Source organism: Limnohabitans sp. Rim8 (assembly GCF_943326455.1).
In the GTDB taxonomy this organism is placed as follows: Bacteria; Pseudomonadota; Gammaproteobacteria; order Burkholderiales; family Burkholderiaceae_C; genus Limnohabitans_A.
In genome coordinates this window covers 17,863-31,823 of record NZ_CALPTI020000008.1, presented here as the reverse complement: position 1 = coordinate 31,823, position 13,961 = coordinate 17,863, and the positions used below count along the sequence as shown (strand labels likewise).

Genomic DNA, 13,961 nt, shown 5'->3' with positions numbered 1-13,961 from the left:
CGAGAATCCCAGTCCATGAGCCCGCAAGATTACGTCCAACAAAAAGCCGCCGCCTCAGGCAGCAGTTTCTATTACGCTTTTTTGTTTTTGCCGCCTGAGCGGCGTGCCGCGATCACTGCTTTTTATGCGTTTTGCCGAGAAGTGGACGATGTGGTCGACGAAATCAAAGACCCAGGCGTGGCCGCCACCAAACTTGCCTGGTGGCAAAAAGAAGTGTTACAGGCCTTCGCCGGACAGCCCAGCCACCCCGTGATGCACGCCCTCATGCCCTTGGCTTCCAGTTTTGGCATAGAAAGCCGACACCTGATGGCCGTGATCGAAGGCTGTCAGATGGATCTGAACCAAACCCGGTATTTGGACTTTGCGGGCCTGACAAAATACTGCCATTTGATCGCCGGTGTGGTGGGCGAAGTCGCCGCCCGCATCTTTGGCCAGACTGACGAGGCCACCACCCAGTACGCCCACAAGCTGGGTCTGGCTTTCCAAATGACCAACATCATCCGCGACGTAGGCGAAGACGCTATGCGCGGACGCATTTATTTGCCGCTGGACGAGCAACAGCGCTTTGGCGTCAAGGCCAATGAACTGATCCAACGGGATTATTCAGACCGCTTCAAAGCGCTGATGCAGTTCCAGACCGAACGTGCCCATGCCCTTTACGACGAAGCCCTGGCCCTGCTGCCCGCTGCCGACCGCCGCGCCCAAAAGCCAGGCCTGATGATGGCCAGCATTTACCGCACCTTGCTGCGCGAAATCGAGGCTTCGGGCTTTCAGGTCTTGCACCAACGCATCGCGCTCACACCGCTGCGCAAGCTGTGGCTGGCTTGGAAGATGCAGGCGCTGGGGCGGTTTTAACGGCCTGACTCAGAAGTTTCACTTCATGCCCCGGGCTTGCGCCTGGGCCGGGCGGGCCAGACAAGCCTCCATCCAGCTTGACACGGCCGGGTACTGCGCCAACAAGGCAGGCGCAGGCCGCAACCAACCCGCCACACTGGCCACGCAGACATCGGCCACCGTGAAGCGTTGGGCGGCCAAATGCGCCTCGCCTTTGGCGTTTTGGGCCTGCAAGTGGGCTTCCAACACCGCCAATGGCACCTTCAAACGACTTTCAGCCTGTTCGGCCAATTCGGGCTTGCGCTGGTCAGCGGGCATGGCCATGCGGTGCATCAACACCATGAGCGCGTCTTTTTCCAACTCGGACACCGTCCAAAAACTCCAACGCAAAGCCTCAGCCTCTTCGCGGGGTGAAGCGGGCGTGATGGACTGGCCATCGGCTTGGCCATGCACGCGGGCGATGTACAAAGCGCAAGCCATGCTCTCCCACACGGTGACAGCGCCATCGGCACGCTCGTCCACGACCACCGGAATGTGGCCATTCGGGTTGAGCGCCAAAAACTCGGGCGTTCGGGTCGCGCCACCAGCATAAGGCGTGCCTGTGTGCTCAAAGGCCACGCCCAGTTCCAAGGCGGTCCACAAGGGTCGTGCTGCGCGGGACGCGCCAATGCCGTAAATTCTCAAAGCCATCAGGTTCTCCAAGTGTCAAATTGCAAAAAATTTCAAGCTGGTTCTCAAGCCGCAGCCTTACCGCTCATAGTCAGACCAACTGTCGCACAACAGATGCAAGTCTCGCACCTCCAAGTTCGGACGGGTGTCGCCATGGGTCCAGTCGTGGCCTTCGCGGTTGAGCCAGGCCACTTGCATGCCCGCTGCCAAAGCACCCACACAGTCGGCGTGAGCATCGTCACCCACGTGCAAGACCTCATGGGGCTGCACGCCGGCAGCAGCAGCAGCCGCTTCAAAAATGCGTAAATCGGGCTTGGCCACGCCCAAGGACTGCGCACTCACACTGGCGTGAAAGTGCTCCCCAATGCCCACGCGGTGCACGTCAGCATTGCCGTTGGACAGGGCGATCACAGGGTAGCGTTGGCTCCAAAAACGCAAGGCCGGCAACGCATCGTTAAACAAATCCACCCGCTGACGCTCGGCAAAAAAGACCTCAAAAGCCGGCTCGGCCAAGTGCAGCGGATCACCGGCTTGCTGCAACAAGGCGCGAATGGATTGCAGACGCAAAAACGACAAGTCGTGAGCCCTGTCCGCATAGCGGGCGTTGATTTCGGCGCGAACGGCCTTTTTGAGTTCAGCATCGGCCGACAAGACCGCTGTGCTTGGCGCATGCGCAGCCAACCAAGCTTGTAAGGCGGTTTCTGCACGGCCAATCGTGGGCCAGACGGGCCACAGTGTGTCGTCCAGATCGAGGGTAATGGCTCTGATTTTGGTAATGTCAATCATGGTGGTGGGAGAATAACGCATGGCATTTCAACAAGAACCCTCTTTCCAGCATGGTCAGGCAGCTCGCACGGCTGTTTTGTATTGCAATCTGGGCACGCCCAGCGCCCCCACAGCACCCGCCCTGCGCAAATACCTGGCCGAGTTTTTAGGCGACAGCCGCGTGGTCGAAATCCCCAAACCCATTTGGTGGCTGATCCTGCATGGCATCATCTTGCGCGTGCGACCGGCCAAGTCTGCCGCCAAATACGCCAGCATCTGGACCGAGCAAGGTTCGCCCCTGAAAGCTTTTACCGACCAACAATCCCAATCATTGGGCACGTCACTGCAAGAGCGTGGCCACCATGTCACCGTGCGCTACGCCATGCGCTATGGCCAGCCGTCTATCCCTGCGCAACTCAGCGCCCTCAAAGCAGAAGGCGTGCAGCGCGTCCTGATTGTGCCGGCCTATCCGCAATACAGTGGCACAACCACAGCCAGCGTGTTCGACGCGGTTTACCACTGGGGACTCAAAACCCGCCTCATTCCAGAAATGCGTTTCGTCAACCGATACCACGACGACCCGCGTTACATCGCCGCGCTGGCGCAAACTGTGCGCGACCACTGGGCGGCCAACGGCCAATCCGAACAACTGCTGATGAGCTTTCACGGCGTGCCCGAACGCACTTTGCAATTGGGTGATCCTTACCACTGCGAGTGCATGAAAACCGGCCGATTGCTGGCCGAAGCCTTGGGCTTGCGCAAAGACCAATACAAACTCACCTTCCAGTCACGCTTTGGCAAGGCCAAATGGCTCGAGCCCTACACCGAACCGACCCTGATTGCCATAGCGGGCCAAGGCGTGAAATCTGTCGACGTGATCTGCCCGGGCTTTACCAGCGACTGCTTGGAAACACTCGAAGAAATTCAGCTTGAAGCCAAAGAAGCCTTCTTGCACGCAGGTGGAGAAAGCTTCAACTACATCCCCTGCCTGAACAACAACGCCCAGTGGATCGATGCCCTGACCGACATCAGCCTCGACCACATGCAGGGCTGGGACTTGTCGGCGCCTGACGCAAAAGCCTTGGCCGCCAGCCGCGAAAGGGCCTTGTCACACGGGTCCAAGGTCTGAAAAGAAAAAACCCTAAACAGTCAGACTGTTCAGGGTTTGGTCTTGGCGGGCCAGAAGATACCAGATCGCAAACCGCCTAAGATTTTGACGGGCAAGCAAATTAAGCTCTTGGGGTCCGGTTCATCATTCTAAATGTGGAGACAGCCGCGTGCTGCGTAAGTTTGCCAAACCTCTGTGTTTGATTGCTACGGAATTCGAACCTGATAGGTATAGTTACCCCCACTGTGACACAGCGCGGTTCACCGCGTTACGCTGCTCGGGGCGGTTGATGGTCACGATCGCCATGCCATCATCGTGTTCGACCAGAACTTCTTCGGTCATGGGCTGCTCTTTTCAATCGTTGGCGGCGTTAAGCCGCTGCAGGCGCTCGACGGCTTCCAGGTATTCGGTCTGCATGCGGTACATCAGCTCACGCACGCTGGTTTCTTCATTGATCATGCCCACCACCTGCCCGGCTGGCGCGGAGTAAAGGTCTTTGCGCTGAGCCCGCACCACGCGTGCGTGTGCTTCGTTGTAGAGAATGCCCTGCAAAGGTGTGGGCAAGTATGGGGGCGCGCCTGGCTGCTCCCAGGCCTCAGAAAGCTGACTTTTGAGCATGCGCACAGTTTTGCCTGTGCGGGCCTTGCGTCTAACGGCATCGTCCGCACGGGCTTCAAAGAGCACACCTTTTTCAAATGGGTTGAGCTCGCTCTCGCGCGTGCCCAACCACACAGTGCCGCACCACACACCTTGTGCACCCAGCGCCAGAGCGGCCGCAATTTGGCTGCCACGGGCAATGCCGCCTGCGGCCAGCACGGCCACGCCGTCGCCACAAGCCTCGACCACCTGGGGAACCAACACCATGGTGGCAATCTCGCCAGTGTGGCCCCCTGCCTCGGTGCCTTGCGCCACGATCACATCGACGCCTGCTGCGATGTGGCGCACCGCGTGCTCGGCTTTGCCACACAGGGCGCCAATCAAGATGCCGCGATCTCGCAACTCGGCCACCACGTCAGGCGGCGGAGAACCTAAGGCGCTGACCACAAAATTCACCTGCGAATGGGTCAGTGCGACCGCCAAAAGCCGTCTGGCACCGTCGGGGGTCATGTTGCCGCGACCATCGACAATTTCTTGTTCAATCCTTTCTTTCTCACCATCGGGCAAAGCTGCCACGCCCGCCTTAGACAGCAAGTTTTCCATGAAATCCTTGTGGACCTGTGGAATTAGCGCACGCAAGTCTTCGGTGCTGTCTTCTGACGCCTGGTCGTAGCGCGTGGGGATGATCACATCTACACCATACGGCCGGCCTTCGACATGTTTGTCGATCCAGCGCAATTCGGCCTCAAGCTGCTGGGGTGAAAAGGTAGATGCGCCCAATACCCCAAATCCGCCAGCGCGGGTGACGGCGACCACCACGTCGCGGCAGTGAGAAAAAGCAAAAATCGGCAGCTCGCAGCCTAGCCGTTGACACAAAGGAGTTTTCATAGAGTTTTAAGGTTCACAATAAATGGACAGCGCTGTGTTGGGTCGATTTGACGGCTGTCCCATCGGGCCGCCAAACCATTAAAGCATCAAGCGCTTCCACCTGATCGCCGCGCACCCACAGCGGATTGATGTCGAGTTCAAGCAGATCGGGTCCCATTGCAGTAATTGCTTGGCTGATGCGCGCGATCACCGTCGCCAGCACGTCCAAGTGGGCGGCAGGCAAGCCGCGGTGACCTTGTAACAGAGGCAGCCCCCGCAAGCTTTTGAGCATTCGGAGTGCTTCCTGGGCGCTGACTGGCAGGGGGCGCAAAGCCACGTCCTGCAGCACCTCGACCCAGACGCCGCCCAAGCCGACGGCCATCACAGGCCCCCACAGTGAATCGCGACTGAATCCGACCAGCAGCTCGGTGCCCGGCGGCCGCATAGGAGCCACCAACACACCATCGAGCCTGGCCTCAGGTGCATGCAGGCGGACTGCATTGGTGATTTGTGCAAAGGCTTCTTTGACGGCACTTTCACCGAGCAAGTTCAAGATCACCCCGCCTATGTCGCTTTTATGGGCAATATCGGCGCTGGCCACCTTAAGCACCACTGGGCCGCTCCAGATCTGCGCGTATTTCACCGCCTGTTCGGCCGTCGTGGCCATGCGGCCTGGGACCACTGGGACGCCCCAAGCGGCCAGCGCGTCCAGTGCCTCGCGCTCAGAGCGCGCTTGCCATTTTGGCTTGTGCTTTCCAAAAGAAGGCTTTGGCGTAGCGAAAGGCGGCGGCTCGGCCGAGTCATTAGACTCTTCTAAATAACGCTGTGACCATCGCACCGCCCCGGCCACCCCCGCCAGTGCTCGGTCCATCCCGCAAGCCAAGTAATTGGCGCCGATGTCGGCAATCGTCTGGCGCGCCATGTCGTTCACCACTGCCGGTGTGTAACTGGCCAAAAACCCCGGCACGCCAGCCTCACGCAATCCGCGCACGAGGTGCAGGTGCAATGCGGTCAATCGTTCATTGACCTGTTGGGGCTCGCTGGGAATGTCATACCAGGGACACAGAAGTGCGGCGCAATCGGCCACGCTCGCCATGGCAAGCACTGCGCCCTCGCATTGTTCAGGAGTGACGGTACCGGTAAGATCGAGTGGGTTTTGGGCTGTGGCCACGGAAGGGATGGTGGACACCATCGCTGCTGCTGCTGCATCATTGAGCGGTGGCAGCACTAAACCATGGCGATGTGCGGTATCGGCTGCAATCTCGCCCACCCCCCCCGAATTGGTCACGATGCCCACCCCCCGGCCGCGCAAAACGCCGCAACGGCCTGCAATGTCGGCGGTTGCAAGCAGGTCCTCCATGGCGTAGGTACGCAGGATTCCAAACTGCTGGCAAATGCCGTCAAACACCTTATCATTACCTACTAGGGCCCCTGTATGTGCCAAGGCAGATTGGGCGGTCACCTCGCTGGAGCCTACCTTCAGCACCACCAAGGGTTTGCCAGCTCGCAAGGCCCTTGCGGCCACACGTAAAAAGCGCTCCGGCTCCCGCACCGTCTCAGCAAAAACTGCAATGGCGCGTGTTTGCGGCTCTTCAATCAAGCAGTCGATAAAGCTGGTGATGTCCAGGTCTGCCTCGTTGCCGGTTGAGATGACATGGCTCAAACCCACGTCCTGCTGATGCGCCAATTGAGCAAGAAAATGCGCAGTGGCGCCACTTTGGGACACGATCGCAACGCCATGTGCTCGCGAAGGCGCCTGAACAGGCGTGGTCCAGGCGATGGCGTTTTGCGTGAAGTTGATGAAGCCCAAGCAGTTGGGGCCCAGCAGACGAATGCCGAGCCGCTTGGCTAAACCCAAAATAGCATCTTGTTCGGCACGGCCTGCGGGGCCAAGCTCGGCATAGCCAGCGCTCAAGATGACGGCAGAGCGCCCGCCCGCGTCAGCCAATTCAGTCAGCGCCTGAGGCACGGCTTCACGGGGCACCATGATGAGTCCCAAGTCCAGTTGCTCGCCCACTGCTGCGCAGTGAGTAGCGCACAAGCGGCCATGCGCCATAGCACCGCGCGGGTTGACCAAGTGGAGGCTGCCCGCATAAGCGTGGCGGACCAAGTTGTCGTGCACGCTGGTCGACCAGCGGGATTTATCTGAGGCACCTACGAGGACCACACTTTGCGGTGTCAACAAGGCCCGGGCGGATTCGGCCAACTTGCTGTCGTGAGAGGCATCCACGAGCCTAGACATCTCAGAGTGCGATACCAAGCTTTTTAACCACCGCAGACCAGCGGTTGACCTCGGCTGTCACATACTGGCGCGCCAACTCTGGGCTTGACTTGGAAAAGGCTTGAATGCCGAGTTGGTCCAGCCTTTGCTGGACCGATGGTTTTTGCATGGCGCGCACTGTGGACCTCGCCAAGTAATCCACCACGTCTGCCGGTGTACCTTGGGGAGCGGCCAACAAGTTAGAGGTTCCAGCAATCAGGTCGTAGCCAGCTTCTCGCGCAGTAGGTATGTCGGGTGAAATTTTCTCCCGCGCCTCGGCCATGCAGCTGATGATGCGCAGTTTGCCGCTCTTGTGGTGGGGCAGCAAGGTGCCTGATGTTTCAACAATGAATTGCACATTGCCCGCGATGGTGTCGGTAATGGCCCCAGCACTGCCGGCGTAAGGTACGTCCACCACCTGTAGGCCAGCACGGTCCTTGAACAGTTCAGCTGCCAAGTGCACCGTGGTCCCCAAACCGGCATGCCCATAGGACAACTTGCCCGCATTGGCTTTGCAGTGGGCCACCAACCCCGGCAAGTCGGTCACGGGCAAGGCTGGGTTGACCGCAATGACAAAGGGCGCATTGGTGAGCAGTGCTAACCACTGAAAGTCTTCAATGGGGTTGTAAGGTGGCTTGGCCCGTGAAATGGGTGCCGACACCGCGGTGGAGCCAGTGGCCAACATGAGATGGCTGCCATCCTTTGGGGCTCGCAAGAAATTCACCGCCACCGTCAGACCGCCCGCGCCAGGGCGGTTCTCCACGACCACGGGTCGACTGAGCTCCTCGCGCAGGGCTTCAGCCAAAATGCGTGCAAACAAGTCTCCTGAGCCGCCCGGCGGAAAACCTACAAACAGCCTTGCTGTGCCTTCGCTGGAGGGTATTTGCGCCGTAGCGCTCAGGCTGCTCATGCACAGGCCGGCTGCGGCGCTGAGGATTTGGCGGCGCTGCAAAAAACCAGAGTTACCTTGGGTCATGGAGAGTCTTTCAGTTGTCTATAAAGACTGCGGTTGCAAAGTGTCAACCGAAGGGTACAAAAAATGTAGCAGTGACCTAGCCCAGGGTCAATGGGGTTTTGCCCTCTTTCGGTCTTTTGCTGGCTTTGATAACGTTCTTTACAGGCTACTCTAAGCGCAAAAGTTCTGTAAACATTTTTTTAGCTTAAGGCCTAAATTTCGAAAATAAGATTTCAGGACCGGCTTTCTTGCCCCAACCGCAAAACCGGTGGTGAAAGCGCCACCGTCTAACCGCCACCTAAGGAGATATATCGCATGAAGCTCGGATTTTTCACCATGCCCATGCACCCCATTGGTAAGGATTGGCAGCAATCTTTGCGTGAGGACAGGGAGGCGTTCATCTTGGCCGACGAGTTGGGCTTCGTCGAGGGTTACTGTGGCGAGCATTCCACCGACCCTGAAGAAAACATCACCTCCAGCGCGATTTTCATGGCCACGCTGGCCCATGCCACGCGCCGCATCAAGCTGGGCACGGGCACGCTCAACATGCCCAACCACCACCCGGCTGCGGTGGCCAGCGAAATTGCCATGCTTGACCACCTTTTGGGCGGGCGATTCATCTTGGGTATCAGCCCGGGCGCACTGCCGTCAGATGCCGAGGTCTTTGGTAACATGGACATGGCCAGGCCGGCCATGTTTTTGGAGGCCATTAACCAGGTCTTGCAAATTTGGGCGAGCGAGCCGCCCTACAACATCCAGGGCCAGTTCTGGAACATCAGTTCTGCGCGAACGCACATTCCTGAAACAGGCATGGGCACCATCCCCAAGCCGCTTCAACGCCCGCACCCGCCCATTGTGGTGACGGCGGTGGCCCCCTTCTCGCAGGGCATTGCCGAGGCCGCTGCCCGTGGGTGGGAGCCGATTTCAGCCAACTTTTTGCTGCCCAAGTGGGTGCGCACGCATTGGACAAAGTACGTCGAAGGTTGTGAGCGCACTGGACGCGTTGCCGATGAGGCAAACTGGCGCGTGGCCAAAACGGTGTTTGTGGCCAAAGACGACGCAACCGCCAAGGCCTACGCGATGGACCCCGCAGGCCCTTACCACTACTACTACAACACTTTGTTCAAAAAGCTCAAACGGCGCGGCGCACTGGGGGTGTTCAAGTCAGACCCTAAAATGCCTGACGACCAGGTCACGCTCGAAGGCGTGATGGAACAGTTGGTCATTCATGGTTCACCAGGCCGGGTGGTCGATAAGCTTCATGAATTCCGAGAAGTCACAGGCGATTTCGGCACCCTGCTTTACGCGGGTGTGGACTGGAAAGACCCGGCGCTGGCCCGCCAGTCCATGACTCTGATGGCCGAGAAGGTTGCCCCCCTCGTGGGCCGCTGAGCAGGCGCAGCCCCATTACCCAAGATCGTGCTGCGCACCGAGCAGACCATTGCCGAGCTGGGCGGCATTAGATGTTTGAGAAATAACACTCTTTCATTGCGTGTCAATGCCGCTTCGGGCCTGCACTGGAAATTGCAAAACCAAGAGTTCTGCACCTTCGCTTCCAGCTTGCATCAACAAGTCTTCCTCATGCGAGCCGAAAGCGACTGTCATGGTCTGTGCCTCGGCGTCATTAAGTTTGACGGAGCCGCTTGTCACAATGTAATAACGCCCACCGTAAGGACTTTGCGTCGGCAGTTGTTGACGGCTGCCGGGCGGCAGACGGACAAAGTGTGCCGCCAAGCCATCCGCGCGGGGGCCAATTAAATTTTCGACGCTGGGTGCCATGAGTGCAGGCAAGTCACAGGTGCCAACCGAGCCAGTCGGTACGCCATGAGTTTGTTCTCGTTTTTGTCGGACGCCCGATCTGAGTCGTTCCAGAGAGCCAGGCTTGTGAATGTACCAAGCCCCCGTGTCACCCGACATGCGCATGGTCAGGTACGAGACGCCTTCAGGCCCTGCGGTGATCGGGCCGTACGCCGTTTCTGGCGCTGAGTAATGTACGTTGAGCCGATTAACAACATGCTTTCCGATAGACCCACTGCCGGCCATGATGACCTGGAATTGGTGCTCTAAGTGGAAGTGCGTCGGAGTCACCCATAGGGGGTCTTGCTCAACTAAAAAAGCCTGTGCGCCCGGATGTCTTTGCGTGTGGGTGCCAATGATGTCGGTGATTCGTCCTTCAAATGTGTCTTTTTTAAAGGCTTTTCTTCCGAGTTCTGCGGTTTCCCAGTTTTGAATTTTGAGCATCTTGCGTCTCCCAAGGAGGTATGAACTTGGTTGGCTGCCCTAGCTTTTGGGCGAGGGTGCCAGTTGGTTCAGGTTTGAAGTCTTTGTACCGACAGATCATGACATACCTCATCATAAACCGCCTAAGATTTTGATGGGCAAGTAGATCAAGCTCTTGGTGTCCAGTTCATCTTTCTAAATATTGGGGCGGCGCCACTACCCATGGCTTTAGACCGAGAGATTCGCTAAAGCCCCTACTGCCGGCTAAACCGCTTAATCAACTGATCCACGCGCTGCGGACATGAACTTGAGTTCGGCCAAGGTGTGTTCATCGTATTTGCGAACGGCAAAACAGGCTTGATGGCCTGTTGCCCGATGTTCACCAAAATCAAAGATCATCCGTTCGAAGTGGTCACCCAAGTCAACGGCGTTGATTGTGCGGTCCTATCAGACCAAGTGAAGTCTCTCGATTGGAAAATCCGACGCGCCAAAAAGAATGCCGTAGTCAGTGCAGACGTTATGCTGCATGTCGGGGCCAAAGTGAAGGCTAGAACAAGACGCCAAACTGACACAAGCCACTAGCAATGCACAGGTCAATGCAATGGCGCCACCAAAGACTATGAATTTTCAGAATTTCATCATCGCTGGATTTTAGAGATGCTTGATTTTGTGTGTTTATTCGCCGTTGGTGATCGATTGATTTAATGTGGTTTTTATAAATTTGTTAATGAGTCAGCCCACCCCATACACCCTCGCCCAGCGACCTCAGCAAACTCAGAAAGAACAGAAAAAAACTGAACCGACTACTCACCACCCCACACAGGCGGACGACGCTCAGCAAACGCTAGGGCGCCCTCTCGTGCATCCTTTGATGCAAGCACCGGCGCAGTGATCGGATCTTGCAGGGCAAACATGAGGTCCAGCGGCCAGTCGCGCTGCTCAACGATGACTCGCTTGCTGGCAGCGACAGACATTGGGGCATTGGCAATCACACGCCGCGCAAGCGCGATGGCTTCAGGCAAGGCCTGGCCTGGCTCCACCACTGCATTGAAAAGGCCGAAAGGCGCCAAGCGTTCAGCAGAATACATTTCACCGGTCAGCGCCATCTCCATGGCGATGCGCTGGGGCAACAGGCGGGGCAGCCGCATCAATCCCCCCGCGGCGGCAGCTAGGCCGCGCTTGGCTTCAGGCAGACCAAACTGGGCATTACGCGCCACCACGGCCAAGTCGCAGCACAGCATGGCCTCGAAGCCACCTGCTAGGCAGTAGCCCTCCACGGCAGCAATCAGCGGCTTAAGCGGCGGCGTGCGCGCTATGCCCAAAATACCGCGACCTTCCACACGCGTAACCTCACCACGCAAAAAAGCCTTGAGGTCCATGCCCGAGCAGAAGGTACCGCCCGCGCCAGTCAAGACGGCGGCGTGCAACGCAGGGTTGCGCTCCATCTCGTCGATGGCTTCGCACACACCGTAAGAGACAGCGCGGTTGACTGCATTTTTTTGCTCAGGCCGATTGATGGTGATGATGACCAGGCCGTCTGAGTGTTCAATCAAAACTTCAGGAGTGTTCATGAGGGTGTCAATGTTGAGTCAAGTGGTGCCGTTTTGAGCAAGCGTGGCGATGCGAGCCGCATCGTAACCAAGTGCCGCAAGCACATCACCCGTATGCTGCCCAAGCGAAGGTGGTGGCGAGTTGATGCTTGCCGGTGTGCCAGAGAACTTCACTGGGAAACCCAGCTGCGGAATGCGGCCCTCGATCGGATGGTCTACATGCAAAAGCATTTGACGCGCACGCATGTGCGGGTCGTCGAATGCCTCACGCATGGAATTGACCGGGCCACCAGGAATGTCGTTGGCAAAAAACAGGTCAACCCATTCCTGTCGTGTTCGCTGGCGAAAGACATTCTCCATCAGTTGGAACTGGCTCTCACGGGCATCGCCCTCGGGAAACTGATCTTCCTTCAGCTGTGGCACGCCTGCGAGATCGCAAAAGCGAGCCCAAAAATGATCCTCTAGCGCGCCCAGCGTCACATAGTGACCATCCTTGCAGCGAAAAATGCCGTAGCACGGCGCGCCGCCAGTATTGCGGTATTCACCCCCCTTGGGCTCCACGCTGCCAAACAAGGGCTCCGCCGCATGGTAGGTAAGGAACGCCACAGCGGCGTCCATCATGGAGACATCGACGAACTGGCCTTCTCCTGTGTTTTGTCGCGCGAGCACGGCTGCCAGAATGCCCCAGGCGCCAATCATCGAAGCACCAATATCTGCGGCAAGGAGCCCAGGCACCATCGGGCCTTCGCCTGCTTTGCCAAAGAGGGGCAGCGCCCCGATAACGCCAAGGTAATTGAGGTCATGCCCCGCAACACGCCGATAAGGTCCGTCCTGACCATACCCGGAGATGGCGCAGTAAACCAGACGAGGGTTGATCTTCTTGAGTTCTTCGTAACCTAAGCCTAGACGGTCCATGACGCCTGGACGAAAACCTTCGACCACCACATCGGACTGCGCAGCGAGTTCGCGAAAGATCTTTTTGCCTTCCTCGTGTTTGAGGTTCAAGGTCATGCTCCGCTTGTTTCGGTTGCATAAGAGAAATGTGCCTGAATCGACCTTGCCCATTGGCGGGAAGCTACGCTGGTAATCGCCGCGTCCAGGCTCCTCCACCTTCAGAATGTCAGCTCCAAGATCACCCAACAATTGGGTGCAGAGGGCGGCAGGTAACAGCCGACTTGCATCTAGCACTTTCAGTCCAGTGAGCGCACCGCGCAGATCTTTTGGGGTGTGGGTATTGCGGTCACTGTTTGTCATGTGGAGGCTTTCCTTCGTGTGCCGCGGTGTTCGTGGCCCAATTGTTTGTCAATCTGATCAACACAGGCACGCGCCTCTGTCAATATTTTGCGCTCGTGTGTTTTGGTTGCGCGGGTGGACAGCACCGACACGTGCACTGCTGCAACAACGTTCCCCGTCCCGTCGCGTATTGGTAAGGCATAGCCCACCACGCCGGCCATGGCTTCCTCCTCGCTTCTCGAGAAGCCCACGTCACGAATGCGAGCGTATTCCTTCTTTAACTGCTGCGGATCGGTGATGGTGACGGGCGTCATTTTGGGCAGCTTGCCGGCAAGCGCATGAGCTTCGAGCCGCCCATCGAGTGCCGCAAATAGCTTTCCAGTGGCAGTGCAGTGCATCATCAATGGCTCGCCCAGTCGAATGTCCAGTGAGATTCGCTGGTTGCCTAAAACGCGGTCCACGTAGATAACTCGTTGGCCAACTCGCATGGCCAGGTAAATGTCGTCACCAAGTTCGCGCGCAAGGTCCTGCAGCGGCCGCCGTGCCACCGTGCGCAAGTCAAGCGACTGGACGGTGCGCAACGCAAGCGACACTGTGCGCGGACCGACGGCATAGCGCAGGTCGTCATCGATCGTGACCACCTCAGCGCTCACCATGGTCTGCAGCATGTTGTGCAGGCTGCTCACTGGCAGGTCTAGAGCCTGTTTGATTTCTGTCAGGCGCAAAGGGGTATTGCGCTCGGTCAGCAGCTTGAGGATGTCGAAGGTTCTCAGGTAGCGCTCTGGGCTCATGGTCGGTGCGGACTCACATTAAAAATTCGTAATTTCGAAACTAAATTCGGATGATGGAAATTATCTGAAGTCAGACAATCCGTCAAGCTGTTATCAAAAAACAACTTGCCGA

General features: G+C 57.9%; 13 protein-coding genes. 4 read left to right on the top strand and 9 right to left on the bottom strand.

Annotated elements, in window-relative coordinates; all coding sequences use genetic code 11:
* Positions 1-15 precede the first annotated feature (15 nt).
* On the top strand, positions 16-855 hold the full coding sequence (gene hpnD, locus Q1M54_RS07485; protein ID WP_300555830.1) for a presqualene diphosphate synthase HpnD: 840 nt from the start codon (positions 16-18) through the stop codon (positions 853-855).
* Between the two features lie 18 nt (positions 856-873).
* Here hpnD and Q1M54_RS07480 read toward each other — a convergent pair whose 3' ends face one another.
* Positions 874-1,524 (bottom strand): glutathione S-transferase family protein, encoded by a 651-nt coding sequence (locus Q1M54_RS07480; RefSeq protein ID WP_300555829.1) that lies wholly within the window; start codon positions 1,522-1,524, stop codon positions 874-876.
* Between the two features lie 57 nt (positions 1,525-1,581).
* Complete coding sequence (locus Q1M54_RS07475; RefSeq protein WP_300555827.1) at positions 1,582-2,289, bottom strand: HAD family hydrolase; 708 nt, start codon at positions 2,287-2,289, stop codon at positions 1,582-1,584.
* Positions 2,290-2,308: 19 nt separating this feature from the next.
* Here Q1M54_RS07475 and hemH point away from each other — a divergent pair, with 19 nt between their 5' ends.
* Positions 2,309-3,397: a ferrochelatase gene (hemH, locus tag Q1M54_RS07470; RefSeq protein ID WP_300555824.1), complete on the top strand. Its 1,089-nt coding sequence runs from the start codon at positions 2,309-2,311 to the stop codon at positions 3,395-3,397.
* A gap of 333 nt (positions 3,398-3,730) precedes the next feature.
* Here hemH and Q1M54_RS07465 read toward each other — a convergent pair whose 3' ends face one another.
* From Q1M54_RS07465 to Q1M54_RS07455, 3 genes are read right to left on the bottom strand one after another with little or no spacing between them, the layout of a single operon-like run.
* Entirely contained in the window at positions 3,731-4,861 is a 1,131-nt protein-coding gene (locus Q1M54_RS07465) for a nitronate monooxygenase family protein (protein WP_300555822.1), read from the bottom strand.
* A gap of 13 nt (positions 4,862-4,874) precedes the next feature.
* Complete coding sequence (locus Q1M54_RS07460) at positions 4,875-7,082, bottom strand: acetate--CoA ligase family protein (protein WP_300555820.1); 2,208 nt, start codon at positions 7,080-7,082, stop codon at positions 4,875-4,877.
* Between the two features lies 1 nt (position 7,083).
* Positions 7,084-8,076 (bottom strand): tripartite tricarboxylate transporter substrate binding protein, encoded by a 993-nt coding sequence (locus tag Q1M54_RS07455; RefSeq protein ID WP_300555818.1) that lies wholly within the window; start codon positions 8,074-8,076, stop codon positions 7,084-7,086.
* Between the two features lie 294 nt (positions 8,077-8,370).
* On the opposite strand from Q1M54_RS07455, the gene Q1M54_RS07450 reads away from it, so the two are divergent.
* Positions 8,371-9,447, top strand: coding sequence for an LLM class flavin-dependent oxidoreductase (locus Q1M54_RS07450; protein WP_300555816.1), 1,077 nt, complete (start codon positions 8,371-8,373; stop codon positions 9,445-9,447).
* A 93-nt stretch (positions 9,448-9,540) separates the two neighbouring features.
* On the opposite strand, the gene Q1M54_RS07445 is transcribed toward Q1M54_RS07450, so the two are convergent.
* Positions 9,541-10,296, bottom strand: coding sequence for a hypothetical protein (locus tag Q1M54_RS07445; protein WP_300555814.1), 756 nt, complete (start codon positions 10,294-10,296; stop codon positions 9,541-9,543).
* 303 nt (positions 10,297-10,599) lie between these two features.
* Here Q1M54_RS07445 and Q1M54_RS07440 point away from each other — a divergent pair, with 303 nt between their 5' ends.
* Positions 10,600-10,857: a type II toxin-antitoxin system PemK/MazF family toxin gene (locus Q1M54_RS07440; protein WP_300555812.1), complete on the top strand. Its 258-nt coding sequence runs from the start codon at positions 10,600-10,602 to the stop codon at positions 10,855-10,857.
* A gap of 221 nt (positions 10,858-11,078) precedes the next feature.
* On the opposite strand, the gene Q1M54_RS07435 is transcribed toward Q1M54_RS07440, so the two are convergent.
* The 3 genes from Q1M54_RS07435 to Q1M54_RS07425 are packed head-to-tail and all read right to left on the bottom strand — an operon-like array spanning position 11,079 to position 13,849.
* The gene (locus Q1M54_RS07435; RefSeq protein WP_300555810.1) at positions 11,079-11,846 is read right to left on the bottom strand and encodes a crotonase/enoyl-CoA hydratase family protein; all 768 of its coding nucleotides are present in this window, start codon (positions 11,844-11,846) and stop codon (positions 11,079-11,081) included.
* A gap of 18 nt (positions 11,847-11,864) precedes the next feature.
* Entirely contained in the window at positions 11,865-13,079 is a 1,215-nt protein-coding gene (locus Q1M54_RS07430) for a CaiB/BaiF CoA-transferase family protein (protein WP_300555808.1), read from the bottom strand.
* Complete coding sequence (locus tag Q1M54_RS07425) at positions 13,076-13,849, bottom strand: IclR family transcriptional regulator (protein ID WP_300555806.1); 774 nt, start codon at positions 13,847-13,849, stop codon at positions 13,076-13,078. The genes Q1M54_RS07430 and Q1M54_RS07425 overlap by 4 nt, the downstream gene beginning before the upstream one ends.
* Positions 13,850-13,961: the final 112 nt, after the last annotated feature.